Source organism: Rhodococcus sp. 24CO, assembly GCF_050586165.1.
In the GTDB taxonomy this organism is placed as follows: Bacteria; Actinomycetota; Actinomycetes; order Mycobacteriales; family Mycobacteriaceae; genus Rhodococcus_F.
Map to the genome: position 1 here is coordinate 195,845 of NZ_JAZFNF010000005.1, position 20,260 is coordinate 216,104.

At 61.3% G+C, this 20,260-nt stretch carries 17 protein-coding genes; 6 read left to right on the top strand and 11 right to left on the bottom strand.

Annotated elements, in window-relative coordinates; all coding sequences use genetic code 11:
- Positions 1-94 precede the first annotated feature (94 nt).
- A complete protein-coding gene (locus tag V2B23_RS13845; protein WP_430950864.1) occupies positions 95-1,882 on the top strand; it encodes an ABC transporter ATP-binding protein/permease in 1,788 nt (595 codons plus the stop codon).
- A gap of 10 nt (positions 1,883-1,892) precedes the next feature.
- Here V2B23_RS13845 and V2B23_RS13850 read toward each other — a convergent pair whose 3' ends face one another.
- The 6 genes from V2B23_RS13850 to V2B23_RS13875 all read right to left on the bottom strand — a co-directional run bounded on the left by V2B23_RS13850 (position 1,893) and on the right by V2B23_RS13875 (position 8,509).
- Entirely contained in the window at positions 1,893-3,575 is a 1,683-nt protein-coding gene (locus V2B23_RS13850; RefSeq protein WP_430950865.1) for an FAD-dependent oxidoreductase, read from the bottom strand.
- 81 nt (positions 3,576-3,656) lie between these two features.
- Positions 3,657-4,523, bottom strand: coding sequence for a hypothetical protein (locus V2B23_RS13855; protein ID WP_430950866.1), 867 nt, complete (start codon positions 4,521-4,523; stop codon positions 3,657-3,659).
- 14 nt (positions 4,524-4,537) lie between these two features.
- Positions 4,538-5,749, bottom strand: coding sequence for a serine hydrolase domain-containing protein (locus V2B23_RS13860; RefSeq protein ID WP_430950867.1), 1,212 nt, complete (start codon positions 5,747-5,749; stop codon positions 4,538-4,540).
- Between the two features lie 108 nt (positions 5,750-5,857).
- On the bottom strand, positions 5,858-6,370 hold the full coding sequence (locus V2B23_RS13865) for a DUF6764 family protein (RefSeq protein ID WP_430950868.1): 513 nt from the start codon (positions 6,368-6,370) through the stop codon (positions 5,858-5,860).
- Between the two features lie 49 nt (positions 6,371-6,419).
- The gene (ligD, locus tag V2B23_RS13870; RefSeq protein WP_430950869.1) at positions 6,420-7,463 is read right to left on the bottom strand and encodes a non-homologous end-joining DNA ligase; all 1,044 of its coding nucleotides are present in this window, start codon (positions 7,461-7,463) and stop codon (positions 6,420-6,422) included.
- Positions 7,463-8,509: an ATP-dependent DNA ligase gene (locus tag V2B23_RS13875; RefSeq protein ID WP_430950870.1), complete on the bottom strand. Its 1,047-nt coding sequence runs from the start codon at positions 8,507-8,509 to the stop codon at positions 7,463-7,465. Before V2B23_RS13875 ends, ligD begins: the two co-directional genes overlap by 1 nt.
- An 89-nt stretch (positions 8,510-8,598) precedes the next feature.
- On the opposite strand from V2B23_RS13875, the gene lppU reads away from it, so the two are divergent.
- Positions 8,599-9,219 (top strand): LppU family putative lipoprotein, encoded by a 621-nt coding sequence (gene lppU / locus V2B23_RS13880; protein ID WP_430950871.1) that lies wholly within the window; start codon positions 8,599-8,601, stop codon positions 9,217-9,219.
- A 48-nt stretch (positions 9,220-9,267) separates the two neighbouring features.
- Here the strand turns inward: lppU and V2B23_RS13885 are convergent, their stop codons facing one another.
- From V2B23_RS13885 to V2B23_RS13895, 3 genes are all read right to left on the bottom strand, one after another.
- Positions 9,268-10,419 (bottom strand): magnesium and cobalt transport protein CorA, encoded by a 1,152-nt coding sequence (locus V2B23_RS13885; RefSeq protein ID WP_430950872.1) that lies wholly within the window; start codon positions 10,417-10,419, stop codon positions 9,268-9,270.
- Between the two features lie 265 nt (positions 10,420-10,684).
- Positions 10,685-11,641: an isopenicillin N synthase family dioxygenase gene (locus tag V2B23_RS13890; protein WP_430950873.1), complete on the bottom strand. Its 957-nt coding sequence runs from the start codon at positions 11,639-11,641 to the stop codon at positions 10,685-10,687.
- Entirely contained in the window at positions 11,638-12,117 is a 480-nt protein-coding gene (locus V2B23_RS13895; RefSeq protein ID WP_430950874.1) for a nucleoside deaminase, read from the bottom strand. The genes V2B23_RS13890 and V2B23_RS13895 overlap by 4 nt, the downstream gene beginning before the upstream one ends.
- Before the next feature lie 106 nt (positions 12,118-12,223).
- Between V2B23_RS13895 and V2B23_RS13900 the strand changes: the two genes are divergently transcribed.
- Positions 12,224-13,837, top strand: coding sequence for a PucR family transcriptional regulator (locus V2B23_RS13900; RefSeq protein WP_430950875.1), 1,614 nt, complete (start codon positions 12,224-12,226; stop codon positions 13,835-13,837).
- Here the strand turns inward: V2B23_RS13900 and V2B23_RS13905 are convergent.
- Both V2B23_RS13905 and V2B23_RS13910 read right to left on the bottom strand, forming a co-directional pair.
- Positions 13,718-15,139 (bottom strand): purine-cytosine permease family protein, encoded by a 1,422-nt coding sequence (locus V2B23_RS13905; RefSeq protein ID WP_430951155.1) that lies wholly within the window; start codon positions 15,137-15,139, stop codon positions 13,718-13,720. The two genes, V2B23_RS13900 and V2B23_RS13905, sit on opposite strands and share 120 nt — an antisense overlap.
- Positions 15,140-15,226: 87 nt before the next feature.
- A complete protein-coding gene (locus V2B23_RS13910; protein WP_430950876.1) occupies positions 15,227-15,844 on the bottom strand; it encodes a TetR/AcrR family transcriptional regulator in 618 nt (205 codons plus the stop codon).
- 83 nt (positions 15,845-15,927) lie between these two features.
- On the opposite strand from V2B23_RS13910, the gene V2B23_RS13915 reads away from it, so the two are divergent.
- The 3 genes from V2B23_RS13915 to V2B23_RS13925 all read left to right on the top strand — a co-directional run bounded on the left by V2B23_RS13915 (position 15,928) and on the right by V2B23_RS13925 (position 20,220).
- Positions 15,928-16,842, top strand: a complete 915-nt coding sequence (locus tag V2B23_RS13915) for an SDR family NAD(P)-dependent oxidoreductase (RefSeq protein ID WP_430950877.1) — start codon at positions 15,928-15,930, stop codon at positions 16,840-16,842.
- A gap of 28 nt (positions 16,843-16,870) precedes the next feature.
- Positions 16,871-18,472, top strand: coding sequence for a helix-turn-helix domain-containing protein (locus V2B23_RS13920; RefSeq protein ID WP_430950878.1), 1,602 nt, complete (start codon positions 16,871-16,873; stop codon positions 18,470-18,472).
- Between the two features lie 143 nt (positions 18,473-18,615).
- The gene (locus V2B23_RS13925; protein ID WP_430950879.1) at positions 18,616-20,220 is read left to right on the top strand and encodes an ABC transporter substrate-binding protein; all 1,605 of its coding nucleotides are present in this window, start codon (positions 18,616-18,618) and stop codon (positions 20,218-20,220) included.
- Positions 20,221-20,260 lie beyond the last annotated feature (40 nt).

Below are 20,260 nucleotides of genomic sequence, written 5' to 3' on the forward strand. Positions count from 1 at the left end.
GCTTCCAGGTTTGGCGGCGTCCACTTCGGTGAATCCGCTTTTCAGCTTCCGTACCCGACGGGATCGCCTTTTCCGTTCTGCGACGGAGGTGCACGTGAACTGGAGCACCGCGGTTCCGGACAGTGCGCTGTGGCTGGCGAAGGCGTACACGATCACCGCAGCCGCCCTCGCGATCGTGGCAATTCTGCTGGCCCGCTTCACTCACTGGGGACGCCAATTTCGACGAATGGCCTGGCCGTACTTCAACCCCAGGCGCAGCCCCGTCCCGATACTGATTCTTGCAGTACTGCTGCTGCTCACGGTGTGGGCAGTGCGCGTGACGGTGTTGTTCTCCTACTGGTACAAGGATTTCTACGACACGATTCAAAACCTCGACGAAGCCGGGTTCTGGCACTATCTCAGAGTGTTCGCCGTCCTGGCGGTCATTCACGTCGTGAGTTCGCTCCTCACATACTTCGTCGGCCAGGCTCTCGACATCAAGTGGCGCATCTGGCTCAACAACACCCTGACCGACGATTGGCTCGACGGTCTTGCGTACTACCGCGGCGAGTTCCTGCACGACCCGATCGACAATCCGGATCAGCGCATCCAGACCGATACCACCTCGTTCGTGACCTATTCCCGCACGTTGTCGATGGGTGCGGTTACCGCGATGGTGTCGATAGTGAGCTTTACCGCGATCCTGTGGAATCTCTCCGGACCGCTGACCATTTTCGGTACCGAGATTCCGCGGGCGATGATCTTCCTGGTCTACATTTACGTACTGGTGACCACCGCACTGGCCTTCTGGATCGGTCGACCGCTGATCATGTTGAACTTTTTGAACGAGAAACTCGGTGCGACCTTTCGCTATGCCTTGGTGCGATTGCGGGAGTACGGCGAAAGTATCGCGTTCTATCGCGGGGAAGACGTCGAACGTCGAACTCTCGCAACACGCTTCGCTGCGGTGATCCGCAACATGTGGGCCATCGTATTCCGGACTCTGAAGTTCAGCGGCTTCAATCTGGCGGTGAACCAGACCGCAGTCATCTTTCCGTTCTTGGTGCAGGGCTCTCGGTTGTTCAAGGGGCAGATCACTTTCGGCGACGTCATGCAGACCGCGCAGGCGTTCGGCCAAGTTCACGAATCTCTGTCGTTCTTCCGTGAGTCGTACGCCGATTTCGCGAGCTTTCGTGCCACCCTCATACGCCTGACCGGCCTCGCCGACGCCGACAAGCGAGCCCGGGCGCTACCAACGCTCGACGTTTCCGATGCCGGAGATCAACTTGTCATCCGAAAACTCCACGTACGCAAGCCGTCCGGCGAGTCTCTGATCGCCGAGCTGGATCTGACGCTCGATCACGGCGACGCCCTACTCGTCAAAGGTGCGTCCGGTAGCGGTAAGACCACCTTGCTGCGAAGCCTCGCACAACTTTGGCCTTACGCGGACGGATCCGTAACCCGGCCGGCGGGCAAGTCGCTTTTCCTTTCCCAGCGCCCGTACCTGCCGCTGGGGTCGTTGCGCACGGGACTGGCGTATCCGGATCAATCGAACTCCCACGACGGCAGGCTCCGAGAGGTACTCGACCAGGTGCAGCTGGCGCATTTGACCGACCGCCTCGACGAAGTAGCCGATTGGACCCGAATCCTCTCGCCGGGTGAACAGCAGCGACTCGCGTTTGCCCGGATAGTTCTGGCCAAACCCCGCACTGTGTACCTCGACGAAGCGACATCCGCGATCGACGAGGGCCTCGAGTACACGCTCTACCGCATGCTTCGCAGCGAATTGCCCGACAGCATCGTGGTCAGCGTGGGACATCGCAGCACGCTCGACGTCTTTCACAATCGGCAACTCGAACTGCGGGGTTCGGGACAGTGGTCTCTCACCGAGCACGTAGGTTGAACGAACTCCGTCAGCTGTCCTCGCGAGCGGCCGCAAGCATCGATTCGATCGAGATGAGCTTGGTTCGCGGACGACCGACAGCTGCCCCGGATGCGCGCTCGGCCTTGTCGATCCGCTGCCAACCTTGGTAATCCACCTGATCCGGCGACCGATCGGCCAGAAGTACCGTCAGCTTCTCCGCATCGGCGCTTGGCGTTGCAAGGCGTCCCGCTGCGAAGTCGTCAAAAATCATGGATACGGTCTCGGCCGAGCAGTACTTGTTCGTGCCGATCACACCGGTGGGGCCACGTTTGATCCACCCCCCGGCGTAGACGCCCGGCATGGGCATCCCCGATTCCGGATCGATCACGCGGCCGTTCTCGTTGGGGATCACGCCCCGTGCATCGTCGAACGGTAGGTCCGCGACAGGCGTTCCGCGATAACCGACCGAACGCAATACCAGTCCGGTGTCGAGGGTCTCGGTTTTCTCCGTGGGCCGCGCAGACAATTGACCGGTAGGTGTTGCCACCAGTTCGTTCTTCACGACGCGAATCTGCTCCACACTGCCGTCGCCGAGGATCTCGACCGGCGAGGTGAGGAATCGCAGGACTATGCGCTTACGTGTGGGATCGGCTGTGCGCGAGGCAAATTCCTGAGCCTGCTTCACCTTGAGGAGCACCGACGGCTCTGCTGCGTCACTCTCGACAAAAGCCCGACTCGAATCGTCGAGTTCTGCCTCTGCCGGATCCACGATGACGTCCACATCGGCCATCTGGCCCAGCGCCAGCAGTTCGGGATTGGTGTACGCGGCCTGCGCCGGACCACGACGACCGAGGATCACCACTTCACGAATATTGCTGTTTCGCAACGCTTCGAGGGCATGATCCGCAAGATCGGTCTTGGCCAGAACCTCCGGGTCGGTGACCAGTATGCGCGCGACGTCGAGTGCGACATTGCCGTTGCCGACGATGACGGCCCGCTCCCCGGACAGATCGAAGCTTCGATCGGCATAACTCGGATGACCGTTGTACCAGGCTACGAATTCGGTAGCGGCATGGCTTCCCGGAAGATCTTCGCCCGGAATATCGAGCTTGCGGTCACCCGCCGCGCCTACCGCGTAGATCACCGCATGATGATGCTCGAGTAATTCGGTATGCGAAATGTGCTTGCCCACCTCGACATTGAAGTGGCAGTGCACCGTCTTCTTCGACACGACCGCCCGGAACTGGTCCGTGACGCCCTTGGTACCCGGATGATCGGGAGCCACGCCTGCTCGGACCAACCCGTACGGTGTCGGCAGACGATCGAACATGTCGACCTCGACCCGCGGCTTGCCGGCCAGTTCCATCGCCGCGTAACACGCCGCCGGACCCGAACCGACGATGGCGACCCGCAGCGTCCCCATCTCGGGAGCGATCTTGGCCATGGTGATCGGCTCCGGCCAGTCCGGCCCCATCGGATGCTTCTCGAAGTACGACGCGTTCATCTCGAGGTACGGCGCGTCGGCTTCAGCGAGTTCGTTGTCGGAATAGATGGCGTCGACCGGGCACTCGTCCACACACGCACCGCAGTCGATGCAGGTGTCCGGGTCGATGTAGAGCATTTCGGTAGTGGCGAACTGGGCTTCGTCCGGCGTCGGATGAATACAATTGACCGGGCACACGTCCACGCATGAGGCGTCGTTACAGCACGGCTGCGTGATCACATACGCCATTGCTCTCCCCTATCCCTGAAACACTCGAGCACATCTACTTTCCAGACTATAACGTGTTCCAATTTGGTGCGAGAACGGTTTTCAGATCACGCCATTGCGTTTCAACAGGGCAACTGCCGAAACCGTGGCATGACCACGCCATTCAAGCGCGGCGGCGGGTGAATAACTGTCGAAATCCACCATCCATCCGCCATCGTCGCACTGCCTCGCCGCCAATGCGGACAGTTCCTCCTCGATTACCTCCGCGCTGAACAGAGTGCGGGTCGGACCTGAAGGATACGGCGAGAAATCGAGGGGACGCATGTATTCGTCGACAGCTCCCCCGTCCACGTGCACCAATCCGTCCGGAGGAATCAGAGCACCGAGTTTTGCCGCCAACCGGACCTCCTTCGCCGCATCGAGGAACTGCAACGCAAACGCCAATTCGAGAGCACTCAACGTCTCCGCACGCTCGATTGCACCCAAGCAGAACCGAACCGCCGAATCGAGCCAGGGATGCTGGGCCACTGCAGAATCGAATTCGGCTACCCGTAACGCCGTGGCGCACACGATGGTCGTGATCTGCAGCGACGACTCCGACGGATCCGCGTCGACCCAGAACGGCGCGCACCCAGCCGGTTCGGAAATCGGAAGAGCAAAGGGCAGACCACCGTCGACGGTCGATACCGTCTGCAACCAGTCACACAATTCCAGGGCCCGCGGGGTCACCGCGGCGACATCGGCAAAAACCTCGAACGCGTGCAGTGCCCCACCGGGTTGACTACCTGGCGAACGCAGGTCCGGCTCGAGACCCCAGCCGTACCCACCGTCCGGATTGCGGTAGCCGTCCACGGACGCCAACGCACCATCCCGATCACCGTGCCCCAGAACTAAATTCAACCGGTGACGGTCGAGTATCCGGCCGTTCCCGGCCAGAAATCGTGTTGCTGCCGCAAGATCTACGACCATTTTCCCCTCACTCGCTATGCCCGACGCGCCAACTCCTGCGCTTCGGCTCCCAGCCTGGCGAGACGAAGGTCGCCAAGTGCTGTTACCGCACTACCCAGTCGGTTGGTCGTGAAACCCAAAGACAAGCCGCTGTCGAGATCGGCGTACGCACCCGAACCACCGACGCCGTAGTGTCCGATGGCATTTCGCGGTTGACGCCGTGCCGCAATGATCGGCGGGTGATAACCCAACGCCCAATTGGGCCGAACAGCGAGTACGTAGTCACGTTCTCGCGTTTGAATGGTCGCCATCTGATCGATGGTGGACTCTTTCAGGAACCGCTTTCCGTCCAGCATGCCGCCGTTGGCAATTGCCGCATACATCCTCGCCAGCGCCCGCGCGCTGAAGACTCCGTTCCAACCGGGCATCACCGTATCGTGCACCGCCGGATTTCGAACCATCACGTCGAATCCATCGGGCATCGCCGCCTCGGCCAAGCCGCGAGTAGGGCCGACATGAGAGAGAACCGTAGAGGCAAACGCCCAGTTGAGCCCCGCCGGATTGATGTGCGGAAACAGCTTCGCGATACGCGTCCGCTCGGAGATGGGCACGCGGAACCAGAATTCGTCGACACCGAGCGGCTTCGCGATTTCCGCCTCGACGACGTCCGTGAAGGGCAGTCCCGTCACCCGCGTAACCAACTCGGCTAGCAACCATCCGTAGGTCACCGCGTGATATCCGGGCCCTTTGAGCCGGCGCGGATCCGGCTTACTCGCAGCCAGTGCGGCAACAACGGCGTCGTAGTCCATCAGATCGAGCGGATTGCGCATCAACCCACGCACCTTGTGCAGGCCGGCGCGATGCGTCATCAATTCACGAACGGTGATCCTGTCTTTGCCTGCGGCGCCGAACTCGGGCCAGTACTGCGCGACCGGCGCGTCGTACTCGATCAATCCGCGCTCAGCCAGACGATGTACGACGGTACTGGCCACGCCTTTGCCGGTGGAGAACGAGAGTGAGATCGTGTCGTGGTCCCAGCGGCGATCACGGTCGGCATATCCAGCCCAGATGTCGAGGACTTTCTCTCCGTCCTGGTACGCAACCAGAGCGCCGCCGCCTTGCTGCGGTTGCCGGTACATCGCAAAGAACCGGTCTGCAAGTGGCAGGAATCGACGATCGACGTACAGTTCGGTCCGCGCCGGCACCTCTGTGCGCGCGAATGAACCGCGCCGTGCGTTTGCAGTCATCGCGTCCTCCGATCCCCGTTTGATCACGGCCAGCTGCCCTGATCGACCCACCACAGCTTTACATCTTTGTGACCGGTGTCACGAAGTGAACTGTAGTGCGGGGTACCGTCACGGCAGCGTCCAGGTCGATATTCCATCGCTGAAACACCCCTGAGCAGTCGCGACATTGAAAACCAGAGCAGGACCCCCGCCGCAGATTGCCCCGACGTCGGCGTCACCGACGGCAGCGCGACCTCCTGGGCCTGCCAGGACGAGCGCAAACGGCGATGCGGTACGGCCGAGAGCTAACGAATCCCGCCCGAAAGCAATGGCAGCAAGCATTCCACCGCGAGTTTCCGCTGCCGCGACACCACCGAACATCGCAAGCCCAGCGGACGTGCCGCCGTCGCGCGCGTCTGCGGCCCCGACTCCGTCCCCTTCGACATGCGAGATGGCGGAACTGTCCGCATCGGCAACCGCCCGGCACGCCGACGACCCGTCCACCAGAGTCTGGTCGAGCCCTCTCGCAGAGCAGTCCAATGTTGCGGCCGACGCGTGTGAAGTAGCACCAACAATGCTCAGAGCAGCGATTATCCCGCCGCCCATCAATAATCCGGTTACCCGTGCGCCCCGGTGATCCATTTCAACCTCACAATGCACTCGCGAGTCTCGGATTTGTCCGATTCAGACGCTACTCGGTTTCCGGCTGCTTCCGATCTCGATCGCGACTCGGTTGTACCCGTTTCGGTTCACCCGGCATTTTGGGGTAGTTGGGCGGATATGGGAGGTCTCCCAATCCTGCTGCGATGTCCTTCTCGAACATTTCCAGGAGAACATCGAGTTCAAAGGCCTTCTCGTGCATCGCTGCCATGGGATCACCGCGGTCGGCGAGCAGATTCGGGACCGTCGCGATAGTGCAGTCGTCGGGGTGTACGTCGCGTAGTTCGTCCCACGTCACCGGCGTCGACACGGTTGCGATCGGAGTTTTGCGCGCAGAATAGGCCGCGGCAATCGTTCTGTCCCTGGCATTTTGGTTGAAGTCGATGAAGATTCGCTCACCACGCTCTTCCTTCCACCAGGCCGTTGTCGCCCGGTCGCCACTGCGTCGTTCGACTTCACGGGCAAGTGCAATTCCCGCGTGACGGACCTCGATGAAATCCCAACGCGGTGCGAGCGGAATGTACACATGCAGACCCCGTCCGCCGGACGTCTTGGGGAACCCTTCCAGGCCCAGTTCCGACAGAAGCGGACGCAGTACCTCGTCGGCGATCGCGACGGCCTCCGCAAAACCGGTTCCGGGCTGCGGATCAAGATCAATCCGCAATTCGTCGGGATGATCGGTATCCGGGCAGCGCACGGCCCACGGATGAAACGTGATGGTTCCGAGGTTTGCTGCCCACACGATGTTGGCAGCGTTCTGCACTCGGAGGACGTCGGCCTTGCGCCCGGACGGAAACGTCACCTCACAGGATTCGACATGTTCGGGTCGTTTTGCCGGCAATCGTTTCTGGTAGACCTCTTCGCCCTCGATACCGTCGGGAAAGCGCTGCAGGTGCGTCGGTCGATCCTTCAGGGCGGCTACTGCGGCGCCCTGCAACGCGACTGTGCGGTAGTACTCCACAAGATGACGCTTGGTCCCGCCGTCAACGCCCAATTGCGGATAGTAGATCTTGTCGGGGCTGGAAAGACGGACCGCGATTCCGTCGACATCCAGTTCTACTGCCGGACTGGCCATCACACACCACCTGCAAGGACATCCGCGAAGTCGTACCGCACCGGAACCTCCAACTGATCGAACGTGCACTCGTCGGGAACCCGATCCGGGCGCCACCGCAGAAAACGCGCGGCGTGCCGGAAGCGTTCCCCTTCCATTTGGTCGTATGCCACTTCCAACACCCGCTCCGGGCGGAGCGGAACCCACGAGCGATCGGCCGCCGACTTCCATCGACTTGCCTCGCCTTCCGCCACCACGTCGTCGCCGACGCGTAGCGGTTCGAGTTCTTCCAGCAACTCGATTCGCCGCGCGGCGGTGAATGCCGAAGCGCCACCGACCATCTTCAATTCGGATCCGTCGAACAAACCCAGCAGCATCGAACCGATACCCGGTTGACTCTTGTGCGGACGGTATCCGAGCAGTACGACATCTGCGGTTCTGGCGTGCTTGACCTTGATCATCTCGCGCTTGTTCGGCAGGTAGGGGCCGACCAGTTTCTTGGCGATCACCCCGTCCAGACCAGCGCCTTCGAACATCTCGAACCACCGCATCGCCTCAGCGCTGTCGAAAGTTGCAGCCGTGACATGGCAGCTCGGACCGCTGCCGATCGAGTCGACCAGCAATGCGCGTCGAACGGTGAAATCTTCGGCCGCTACGTCCCGATCTCCCAACGCCAACAGGTCGAATCCGACAAATTGTGCTGGTGTCTGTTCGGCGAGCAGTTTCACCCGACTGGCTGCCGGATGGATGCGTTCGGACAGCGCTTCCCAACTGAGCCGCGTCACGCCGTTCATTTCTCGGGGCACGACAAGTTCGCCGTCCACCACGCATTTGTCCGGCAGTTCCGCCTTCACGGCTTCGACGATTTCGGGGAAGTATCGAGCCAGGTCTTTTCCTCCTCGTGAACCGAGGACTACCTCGTCCCCGTCACGAAAGATTATCGACCGAAAGCCATCCCATTTCGGTTCGTACGACCACATCGGCTGGTCGGATTCGGGTTGTACCGGCACTGTCGTAGCGGCCTTCGCCAACATCGGGGCGAGTGGCGGCATCTGAGGGAGGTCCACCCCCTCATACTGACAGCCCGATTCGCTATTCGACTAGCAGTCAAGTGGAATAGAGCCCGAATAATCCAAGATCAGCAAGGGAGACTTGAATGTCCGGAATCGTCGGACGACTGTGCACAGCAGTGATCGCAACGTCTGCAATCGCCATTTTCGCCACCGGGTGCGGATCTGACGTCGAGCCTAAAGCCATCGCGGAATCATCATCCACCGTGGCAGATTCGACCACCACTGCAGCGAGCACCACCACCTCGAAGATCGACGGTCAAGAGGGCACCGACGCGGGCGGCGACGTTGATATCGACGTGAACATCGGCGACTGCGTCAAGATCGGCGGCACCACGAACGACGCCGAAATCGACCACGCCGTGTGCGGCAGCGACGAATCCAACTACAAGGTTGTCGCCAAAGCGCCCACGTCGGATGAGTGCGCGTCCGACATCGATCAGACCTACTACGAGACTCTGCTCGGGCAGGAACAGGGCGCGGTCTGCCTCGACATCGACTGGGTCGTCGGCGGCTGCATGGATCTCGGACCGGGTGGCCTCGACGACGAGCCGGCCCGTATCGACTGCGCCGATCCGGGAAGCGACGTAGTCCAGGTAATCGAAATCCTGCAGGGTTCGACGTCCATCGAAGATTGTGGTTCCGAAGCAGATTCGGGATTCGAGCACGCCGAACGCAAGTTCACCGTCTGCACGGCAACACTCTAACCTGCTGTGCGCCTTTGTTAACCGCCCGCGGTTAACAAAGGCGCACGGTCAGAGCCAGCCTCGCCGCTTGAAAATCGTGTAGAGACTTCCACACGTCAGCACCATCATCGAGAGCGCAAACGGATAGCCCAACTGCCAGTGCAGTTCCGGGATGTCGTCGAAGTTCATGCCGTACACGGTTCCGATCAGCGTCGGGGCAAAGAGAATTGCCGCCCAGGCCGACACTTTTTTGATCTCCTCGTTCTGCGCGTAGCTCGCGTGCGTGAGGTTTCGCATTTCCTCGTTCTGATTCTGCGACACCAGAGTTGCGTTGACGGTCAGGATGTTTCCCAACAGCTGACGGAACCCGTCGGCCTGCTCGACCACCGTTGTCGCGTGGTCCGTGACATCGCGAAGATAGCGCTGCAATTCTTCGTCGGTGTGGTATTTGTCGAATCCGGCCGACAGCCCACGGAGCATCCCGAGCAACGGCCTTGTGGCCCTCTGGAATTCGATCACTTCACGGGTCAATTCGTAAATACGACGCGACACTCCCGGATCGCCGCTGAATACCTCGGTCTCGATCTCGTCGATGTCGTTCTGCAGGCCGGCGACAACTGGTGCATAGCCGTCGACGACGGCGTCGAGGATCGCATAGAGAACAGCTTCGGTCCCCAGACGGAGGAGGTCCGGATCGTTCTCCATTCTGGTTCGCACGGCGGTGAGGTCCGGCGATTCGCTGTGGCGGACAGTGAGAATGAAATTGGGACCGCAGAACACATGCAGTTCGCCGAATTCGACGCGTTCGGTCTCGTCGCGGTAGCGCGCCGCGCGCAGCACGACAAAAAGGGTCTCACCGTAGCGCTCGAGCTTCGGCCGCTGATGGGCCGCGATCGCGTCTTCGACTGCCAACTCGTGAAGATCGAAATGTTGTGCTGCAGCATACAATTGAGTGTCATCGGGGCGGTACAGCCCGATCCAGGCCATCGACTGTGAATCCGGCAGGCACGACAACGCTTCGGCGAGGGTGGACGGCGACGCGATCCGCGCTCCGTCGCGGTACACACCACTATTCACGACCGTGGCTTCCACCGGCGCAATCGCATCGGTCGATGCGGCCTTCACGACGGTGTGGGCGCCGCGCGCGTGACCGGTTCGACTATCACCGAAACCTGCCGAACGACGCGGGAAGGACGACCGGCGGAACTTGAATTCAGACATGCTGCAACAGCTTTCAAGGAAGAGTGAACGGCCAAAGCGCGCTTCACAGCGAAGCAGAAGCCGATGAACACACGATGAAGCTGCAGCAAGATACCGGCACCCGGGCGGTCTACAGCTTCAGTTGGTACTCGGAGGTTGGCCACGCATTACAAGCCACACCTCCTCTTCCCTGAATTCCTACTCGTTCGCCGCGCGCTCGGACGGCGCACGACGCCCACACACTACCCCTCTTCCGGGAACGGGACAAACCAGGGATTCTCGCGAGTTAGGGAGTGATCGCGTCCAACCGAAGTTTGATGAAGTCGGCCGACACGACGGGTTCCAGGCCGGACACTCGCCCGATCGGCAACTCCAACGGGGTGACTACCGCATCGTGATTGAGTTCGTAGAAGTAGATGAGCGAGACCAGATCTTCCTCCGGAGCGTCAGCCTGAGGAGGAAGTACGCGGTGCCTGCCCGACGGCCAGCGTTTCCCACTCCAGTATTCGAGGAGGTCTCCGATGTTGACCGTCAACGCTTCTGCGTCGTACGGGGCGTCTTCCCAGCCGCCCTCGTCCGTGTACACCTGCAGTCCACCGGATCCAAGCTCACGATCGAGAACTGTCACCGTTCCGAAATCTGTGTGCGGACCGATACGGAACTGTCCCGGCTCAGGCTCACCCACGATGCTCATCGGCGGGTAATGGTTGATGTTGCACGTCCAGGTGGGGAGGTCGGCAAGCCCGTCGAACGGGTTGTTCGCCAAACCCAGTGCGGCTGCGAACATCTCCAGCAAATCGTCCGACAGTCGACGCATCTGCGCGGTGTAGACGGTCAAGAGCTCGTGTAGTTCGGCAACCTCGCTCGGCCAGACGTTGGAGAGGAACCAGACGTCGTCGACCAGCGGATCTCCCGTCCGCGTTTCGGCTCCGATCGCAAAGGTCTCCTTGAGATCCGGCGGAGTTTCGGTTCCCTCGGAGTAGCCGTTTGCCTCCATCCCCGGACCGATCCATCCGCGTTCACCGACTATTGCGGCGTACTTGGCTTTGGCCGACTCGGGTAGTGCAAAGAACTTCCGGGCTGCGGCTCGCACGTCTGCGGCAAGTTCGCGGGTGATCCCATGCCCGCGCACGAGGAGGAAGCCCGCACGTTGCAGCCCTTCGTCCACCTCACGCTCGACAGCCTCGGCGCCCGGCCCGCCGGCCCGCCACAGGGAAATATCCACGGTCGATACAGCTTTCATTCCGCCACTCCGATGTCTTCGTTCCACAATGCCGGGTATGTTTCGATGAACTCGGTCATCAAATCGATGCAGTGTTGATCTCGCAGAACGGTGACAGACACCCCGTTCTCGCGGAGCCATTCGTGCCCGCCGGTAAATGTGACGCTTTCACCGACGATCACGGATCCGATGTTGAACTGACGCACGAGCCCGCTGCAGTACCAGCACGGCGAGAGCGTGGTGACCATGATGGTCTGCCGATAGTCGCGTTGCCTTCCGGCCGCACGAAAGGCGTCGGTTTCGCCGTGCACCGACGGATCGTCGTGCTGGACTCGACGGTTTCGTCCACTACCGAGAAGGGTGCCGTCGGACGCGAAGAGTGCCGCGCCGATGGGGATTCCGCCCTCACTGCGGCCGAGTTCGGCCTCGGATATCGCTGCCTGCAACATTGTCTGGGGGTCGAGAACGCGAGAAGCGCTCGGCACAGTCGTCGACATCCCTCTACTTTCTGCTGTTCCGACTACATCCACAACCGACACATTGTTGTAACGAGCCGCCCCTAGTGTGGACATACTGTCGCCCAGAGTGAGGAAAGCCGAACCGATGACTCTGACCGTGCGCGAGCTACTCGACAACCAGTTTCGCGGGGCCGATCCACAGGTTCTCGCTGGTGGCAGCCAATTGGGACGGACGGTCCGTTGGGTCCATTCGAGCGAGATCTACGAGATCAGTCCGCTATTGTCCGGGGACGAACTGTTGCTCACCACCGGCTTGGGTCTTTCCGGGGTCGATCCGGGGACCAGGCGGCACTATCTACGAGAGGTCGGGAACCGAAACGTCGCCGGAGTTGCCGTAGAACTCGGACGAACCTTCGACGCGATTCCGTCGGACATGATCGAGGAAGCTGCGATCATGGGCATGCCGTTGATCGCACTCCGGACTGTTGTCCCTTTCATCGAACTGTGTCAGAACGCAAATACGGAGATCATTTCGCGTGAAGTCGCCGTACTGCGCCTGGGAAATGATCTCGCGCGTGTGCTCGAAATCGAGTTGATGGCGGGCAGCGGTGTGGCTACCCTGCTCGAGCGCATCAGCGACATAACCGGGTGCCCGCTGATCGTGACAAGCGGCAGCGGCGCTCTCGTCGCAGCACATGGCGTCGACGACGATCGTTCCGCGTGGCGTGCCGCTGACGCCGGAACTGCCACTGCCGCTATCCATTCCAGAGACGGAGCCTGGGGAACTCTGACGGCCGGGCCTGGTTCGACACTGAATCCGGCGACGTTGCACGGGCTGTTGCAACGCTCTGCCGGTTCCTTGGGGTTGGCACTGACCTATTCGGGAAACCTGACCGGACGTCCCCAGCGGGCGGCCGCTACTCTCGTGTCGGATCTACTGGAGCGCACCGACGTACGGCAGATCGACCTTCGCGTCAGATCCGCAGCGGCCGGGTTCCATCCCACTCCCGGCCACCGCGTCGTTGCGATCGCGATCGACTCCCCTGGTTCCCGAATCGCCACTCGCCTTCTCGATTCCGCGGCCAAGCTACTGGGCCAACCGAACTTGGGAGCCGAAGTACATGCCAGCACTTTCGGTCTTGTGGCAGTGCCGGCCAAGACGATCGATGCTGTCGGAGCCGTGAGCGCGGCATTCGGAACATCCCTGTCGTCCAACATCACCGACGGAGTCACGGTGGTGATCGGAGACCCCTGTGCGTTCACGCCGTCCGAGGTGAGTGCGGCATTGCACGCTGCCCGATCGGGGCTTCGCCTTGCGACGTCGGCGCGCCGGACCTGGCTCGCCGGGCGCGTGGTGACAACCACTCGAGAACTGTCCCCTGAACTTGCGGTGGACCAGTTGCCGGTTGAGGTTCGGGAGCGGATGGTTGCCGTCGTCGCTCCCCTGATTTCCTGGGACGACACCCATTCGAGTGATCTCACCAGAACACTCGAGGTCCATCTCCGTCATGGTTGCAGCGCAACACGTTCGGCGGCCGCACTGCACCTGGGGCGGCAATCGCTCTATCAGCGACTCGACCGTATCCGGGCGCTACTCGGATACGACCCGTCGACGCCGTCGATGTACGCGACTCTGCTTCTAGCGCTGTGTGCTCACCGACTTGCCGCGCGAGATCTTCGAACCGTTGGCGAGGAGGTAAAGCCCGCCCGCGATGACAAATCCCACGAAGAACGTGATGTCGCCCAGTTCGGGGACTGACCGGACGACGTACCCGACGAACTTCTCCTGGTTGGAGAACAGCAGAACCGAGGTCAGGAGTGCGATCACGAAGGCTGAGAATCCGCCCCAGTTGGTGTGTTCGGGGTCGTAGAGGAGATTGTCGATCCGCTGCCCGCGGCGCAGATACTGGTCGGCGAACATGATGCCGAGCCACGGCCCGATCCAGTAGGCGACAACAAGGAGGAAAGCTTCGTAGCTTGCTGCTGCGTCGGCGAGTGCCCACCATGCAACCAGGAATCCGACAACTCCGAAAACCATCGCAACCATGGCGCGTTGCGTTTTCACCGGAAGTTTCAATCCGATGGTCACAAAGGCCATCGAGCCGGAGTAGACGTTGAGCGCATTCGCGGCGACGGCCCCGAGCGCGATGGCAAGCAGTGTCAGATTGGCAAGCGCCGAAGGAAGATTGGAGGTGAAAGCGTCGGCAGGGTTATCCGACGACGCCGCGCCGATCGTGACCGATGCTGCACCGACCACCGACAGTGCCACGCAGGAGACAAACAGCCCGGCCGACGCGAACAGACCTGTTCGGAAGGTCGAGACCGACGCCGGAAGGTAGCGCGTGTAATCAGCGGCATAGGGCGTCCACCCGGCGGCGTACCCGAACGCGGTACCCACGGTGAGGAGGAAACCGCCGAGTCCACCGACGCCGCCCTCGATCGCCGGCGCACCTGGATTGGCTTTTGTCAGAATGACAATCGCGGTGATCGCAAAGATCACGGCGAGGACGGGAAACGCATATCGCTCGAAAGCCTGAACCAGGTTGTGCCCGAAGAAAGCGAACACGGTCTGGATGACAACGATCACCAACAGTGAAGGCACCGGCGGTAATCCGGTCAGCGTGTTGAGCGCAAAAGCGCCACTGACACTGTTGGTCGCAAACCATCCGACGCCGCACATGATCGACATGAACGCCGACGGCAGAGCATTACCTCGGTATCCGAAGCCCAACCGGCCGAGCACCATTTGCGGCACACCGTGCAAAGGTCCGCGTGCCGACAACACGAAGTGCGCGGCCGCACCGAGACCGGTTCCGATGAACAGTCCGAGCGTCGCCTGCCAGAACGTCATCCCGAATACGGATACGGAGAGAACTCCGATGAAGATCGTGGCGAATTCGAGGTTGGGAGACATCCACGTCCAGAACAACTGACCGGGCTTGCCGTGGCGATCCTCGTCGGGAATGAACTCGTTTCCGCCAGGTTCGACGGCGAGTACGCGGTCTCCGTACTCGCGATCCACCCCGGTCTGTTCTCCGGTTACACCCTCGGTAATTGCCATAAGAGAACCTTGAAGTGCGGGGAGAGCTGCGACAACCGACAGACTGTCCGCCACCGCAGTCATTTCTACGGACAGTCTGGCGACGCACTACTGGGCCGCGCGCAACCCACCGATCAAGAGTTCGACGATCTCGTCAGCCAACGCCTCGGTTTCCGCAAGCGGCTGGCCCTCGCGACGGCGATACCAGAGATCAATACCGTTAAGACTACTGAGCAGCACCTTTGCCGCCATGCGTGGTGACGATGCGCGGATGGAACCGTCCGCAACTCCTTCGATCATCACCTGTTCGAAAAGTTTCTCGTAGTCCAAGCGCAGGGCATTGAGCTCGACAAGCGCCTGCTGCTGGCGTGGCTTGAGTGCCGAACTCAGCTGCCCCCGTACCCCCTGATGGATTGCATGATGATGTCCGAGGTGCGTCATGAGATTGATCAGATGTGCCCGAGACATCGCCGCCAGCTTGACCAATCCCGTGCCGCCCGCCGCCACTTCTCCGTCGACGTCCGCTCTGAGCCTGCTCATGCCCTGCTCGAAAATAGCCAGGTAGATATCGAATTTCGACCGAAAATGGTAGTAGACAAGACCCTTGGTAGCACCGACTCGATCGGCGAGGTCGTCAATGGTCGTCGCGGCATATCCGTCGGCCGCAAATGCGTCTGCGGCCGTCTCGATGATCACCGAGCGCATATCAGGTGCGTCAGCACTCATCGTTCACCCTTCACTGCCTTGACTTGTTTCCACACTTGACATAGTAATACTCAGTAGTATCCCAGATCAGAGAGGTTTTTCCCATGTCATTGGATTTCTCCGGCAAGGTCGCGATCATCACGGGTGCAGGCGGTGGCCTCGGCCGAGCCCACGCCATGGCGCTCGCCGCTCGCGGCGCACGCGTTGTGGTCAATGACATGGGCGGATCCGTCAACGGCAGTGGCGGCGCCGATACCGCAGCCGCGAAGGTAGTAGCCGAAATCGAGGCTCTCGGCGGCGAAGCGCTTGCAGACCACTGCGACATCACAAACGCCGACGCAGTTGCCGCCATGGTCGCCGCTGCGATCGCGAAGTGGGGCCGCGTCGACATCCTCATCAACAACGCCGGCATCCTGCGCGACAAGTCGTTCATCAAGGCCGACCTGGACGACTTCCGCAAGGTCATCGACGTTCACCTCATGGGTTCGGTCATCGTGTCCAAGGCTGTCTGGCCGCACATGGTCGAGCAGAACTACGGCCGCATTCTGATGACCACGTCCGCGTCGGGCATCTACGGCAACTTCGGCCAGGCCAACTACGGCGCAGCCAAGTCGGGCGTCGTCGGTTTGATGAACGTGTTGTCCATCGAAGGTGAGCGCAAGGGCATTCGTGTGAACTCCCTTGCCCCGACGGCGGCTACCCGCATGACCGAGGACCTCCTCGACGAGAAGACCCTTGCACTCCTTGCACCCGAGTCGATTTCACCGGGCGCGCTGTTCATGGTCTCCGAGGACGCACCCACCAAGACGATCCTCAGCGCCGGCGCCGGTGTGTTCGCGATCGCCCGCATGGAGGAGTCGCAGGGCGTCTACATCCCGCAGGAAGCGCTCTCGCCCGAGGTGGTCGCCGAACGCTGGGCTGAGATCAGTGACATGACCGACTCGATCCAGGTACCCGCTGCATTCGATCAGACCCACCGTTTCGTAGGGAAAGCAGTAGCCGAGCAGCCTTCAGCCTGAGCGATATCGCTGCCCGTAGAGTGTGATCGTGCATACGAGCAACGGAGTATCGATAGTCGATATCGTCGACAGACTCGGTATGACGTTCCTGCGCGGCGGCAGTGGCGTCACCAGCACCCGTACGTTCAGCCATGTGGTTCTGCACGAGGGCCCGCAGTCGGCCAGTGACAGCGCCGGCGCCGTCGTTCTCGGCGCCGGCCTTGTCGGTACAGCCGACATCGCCACGGCGATAAGGGAATACAGCGCCGCCGGCGCCGCAGCGTTGATCGTCAAAGAGCCACTGGACATCGTCGACGACGTTGCTCTGGCACTCGACGACGCCGACATCGCACTACTCGGGATGATCAAGGACGCGAGCTGGCTCCAGAGCGCATCCTTGATCAACGAGATCCTGGAATCCGGAACTCGCGGTGATCAGACGTCGACCGCCGAAGCCGATCTGTTCGATCTTGCCAATTCGATCGCACACGTGATGAACGGTCCTGTCACGATCGAGAATCCGTCCAGCCGCATCCTCGCGTTCTCGGCAGATCAGGCGCGCGGCGACGAGGCCCGCAAACAGAGCGTTCTCGGCCACCAAGTGCCACAGCACTATTCCGACCGGCTCCGGTCCTTGGGTGTCTTCAATCGGATCTACGGATCTGCCCTGCCGGTCTTCCTGCCCAGTATCGGGCCCGGCGTCAGACCCCGGGTCGGCATGAGAATCCATGCGGCAACACAGATTCTCGGCTCGATCTGGGTGATCGTGGACGAAGAGCCCAACGACGTGCAGGTCAAAGCACTTGTCGAAGCCGCCACCGTAGCCGCGATGAGCATGCTCCGCGCCAGGCTTGCGGCCGATTCCGCAAAGCGACTGCGTCGTAGTGAAGTAATCACGTTGCTCGACGGTGGAACCGCGGCCAAAGCGGCCGCCGAGAGACTCGGATACGGGCGCGCCAAGGCGACCGTGCTTGCCGCTGCATTCCGGTCCAATACGGATGTGCCCGTGGACGCCGAAGCCGACGTCGACAATCTTGCCTCGTCGTTCAATACTTTTCTGCACCAATCATTTCCGATGTCGATTGCGGCTCCGATCGGCGGCACGGTCTATGCCGTCGTCCCGCACACTCGGAAACAGACCGATGACGACTACATACGGCACATCGCGACGGAGTTTGCCGACCGGAGCCGATCCCAGAGATCTGTTGTCATCGGGATCGGGACGACAGTGACCGGCGCGCGATCGTTGGAGGCATCACGGGGTGAGGCCGACCGCGCTCTGCGGGTTCTGCGATCGAGTTGGAATTCCACACTCCGCACTGTCGCACGGACGTCGGATGTGCCGATCGATTCACTGTTGCTTCGTTTGTCCGACGCATTGGCCGACGAGAACGAGAAGCCGTCCGGGCCACTTGCGGCGCTGCAGAAGTACGACAGCGAACACGACATCAACCTCGTAGCGACTCTCCGGGCGTGGCTCGACACGTTCGGTGACATTCCCGCCGCGGCCGCGCTGATCCACGTCCATGTGAACACGTTTCGCTATCGACTCAAGAAGCTTGCCGGAATTGCCGGAATTGACCTAAATGATGCGGAGACGCGTTTCAGCCTAATGCTCCAGATTCGTCTGTTTTATCCGAATCCTTCGTAGGTCACTACTAATACACTCCAAATCTTCGTAGAAGACGACGATGCCCTGATCCTCTCGATGCGACAGGATCAAGCGGTCGTCATCCATTCCGCGCCCGCTGCACGTGGTTTCGCTCGGGTCAGGCTTTGATTCTCGGAGGCACCATGAAACAACGGTCCTACGCACTACTCGCTGCCGGAACCGGCGCGGTTCTCCTGCTGTCCGCGTGTTCTTCGGGCGGCACCTCAGGTTCAGGTGACGGTGGTGGTGAACCGGTTACCGACGGCACCTTCACGCTTGCACTGGGCGCAGATCCCGGAGCGCTCAACCCACTCATGACAGCCGCGACGCCCGCACACGAACTGGCGCGGCTGAGCTACGACTACCTCGTCTACCCCAACCCCGAGACCGGCGTCACCGAACCTTGGCTCGCCGAGAAATGGACCGAGACACCGACATCGGTCGAGTTCACCATTCGTGACGGCGTCACCTGCTCCGACGGATCTGCGCTCACCGCTCAGACCGTCGCCGACAACGTCAGCTTCATCACCGACGAATCCAAAGGATCCGCTCTTCGCGGTGTCTACGTCCCGAAAAATGCAAGTGCCACAGCCGATGTCGCAGCGCGAACCGTCACCGTGTCCACCCCGGAGGCGTCGGCGTTCCTCATGCTGAATTTGGCTCGCGTACCGATCATGTGCGACGCAGGACTCGCGGATCCGACGGCCGCGAACAAGGCCACGATCGGTTCCGGCATGTTCACGATGACCGAGGCGGTGGCAAATGATCACTACTCGTACACTCGCCGCGACGGTTACAGTTGGGGTCCGGATGACACAACGCCGTCGACGGCCGGTGTGCCGAAGGACGTGGTCGCCACGATCGTCACCAACGCCAGTACCTCCACGAATCAACTCCTGGCCGGCGATCTGAACGCCGCCGAGGTTTCCGGACCGGATCAGGATCGGCTCGATTCGGCAAACCTGACCACCGTAAAACGCCCGTCGCCGGGCGGCGAGATGTTCTTCAACCACATCGCGGGAAACCCGACCAGTGATCCAGCCGTACGTAAGGCCCTTGTCCAGGCACTCAACCTCGACGACCTGACCGAGGTGTTCACCGGCGGCCGAGGCGAGCGCTCGACCAGCATGGTGTCCGTCGAACCGCGTGCATGTACGTACAACTCGATCGAAGGAAACCTCCCCGACTTCGATCTCGGTGCCGCCAAGGCAACCCTCGACGCTGCAGGATGGAAGGCCGGATCGGATGGGAAGCGGAGCAAGGACGGCGCTCCGCTGAACATCCGCCTCACCTACGAAACCTTCGGTGACTCGACCAACGCCGCAGCCGACCTCGCCCAACAGGCTTGGTCCGAACTCGGTGCAACCGTCGTGATCACCGGCGGCGATTCCAACAAGATCGTCGACGTACTGCTCAGTGGCAAGGACAACACCGCGTGGGACGTCGCGTGGGAACCGATCAACGTGTCGTTGCCGAGCATGCTGGTTCCGTTCCTATCCGGACCGGCACCTGCCGAGGGGCTCAACTTCTCCTCGATCGCCAACCCCGAGTACGACGCCGCAGTCACCAAGGCGTCAGGATTGGTCGGCGAAGACGCCTGTGCAGCGTGGGCCGATGCGGAATCACAGATCATCAAGTCCGTGTCGGCAGTGCCGTTCGCGGACAAGCTCACGACCGTCTATTTCAAGAACGCTGGTCTCGCGTTCGGTCGCACGTACGTCGGTTCCGCCCTGCGGCTCTACCAGTAAGCGGTAGCAGCGGCCGGAGACTCACGGAGTCCCGGCCGCT

Bases quoted from the DNA above. Each gene is read 5' to 3' on its own strand.
- V2B23_RS13850 (WP_430950865.1), bottom strand. From the start codon at position 3,575: ATGGCGTATGTGATCACGCAGCCGTGCTGTAACGACGCCTCATGCGTG.
- V2B23_RS13855 (WP_430950866.1), bottom strand. From the start codon at position 4,523: ATGGTCGTAGATCTTGCGGCAGCAACACGATTTCTGGCCGGGAACGGC.
- V2B23_RS13860 (WP_430950867.1), bottom strand. From the start codon at position 5,749: ATGACTGCAAACGCACGGCGCGGTTCATTCGCGCGCACAGAGGTGCCG.
- V2B23_RS13865 (WP_430950868.1), bottom strand. From the start codon at position 6,370: ATGGATCACCGGGGCGCACGGGTAACCGGATTATTGATGGGCGGCGGG.
- ligD (WP_430950869.1), bottom strand. From the start codon at position 7,463: ATGGCCAGTCCGGCAGTAGAACTGGATGTCGACGGAATCGCGGTCCGT.
- lppU (WP_430950871.1), top strand. From the start codon at position 8,599: ATGTCCGGAATCGTCGGACGACTGTGCACAGCAGTGATCGCAACGTCT.
- V2B23_RS13885 (WP_430950872.1), bottom strand. From the start codon at position 10,419: ATGTCTGAATTCAAGTTCCGCCGGTCGTCCTTCCCGCGTCGTTCGGCA.
- V2B23_RS13890 (WP_430950873.1), bottom strand. From the start codon at position 11,641: ATGAAAGCTGTATCGACCGTGGATATTTCCCTGTGGCGGGCCGGCGGG.
- V2B23_RS13895 (WP_430950874.1), bottom strand. From the start codon at position 12,117: ATGTCGACGACTGTGCCGAGCGCTTCTCGCGTTCTCGACCCCCAGACA.
- V2B23_RS13900 (WP_430950875.1), top strand. From the start codon at position 12,224: ATGACTCTGACCGTGCGCGAGCTACTCGACAACCAGTTTCGCGGGGCC.
- V2B23_RS13905 (WP_430951155.1), bottom strand. From the start codon at position 15,139: ATGGCAATTACCGAGGGTGTAACCGGAGAACAGACCGGGGTGGATCGC.
- V2B23_RS13910 (WP_430950876.1), bottom strand. From the start codon at position 15,844: ATGAGTGCTGACGCACCTGATATGCGCTCGGTGATCATCGAGACGGCC.
- V2B23_RS13915 (WP_430950877.1), top strand. From the start codon at position 15,928: ATGTCATTGGATTTCTCCGGCAAGGTCGCGATCATCACGGGTGCAGGC.
- V2B23_RS13925 (WP_430950879.1), top strand. From the start codon at position 18,616: ATGAAACAACGGTCCTACGCACTACTCGCTGCCGGAACCGGCGCGGTT.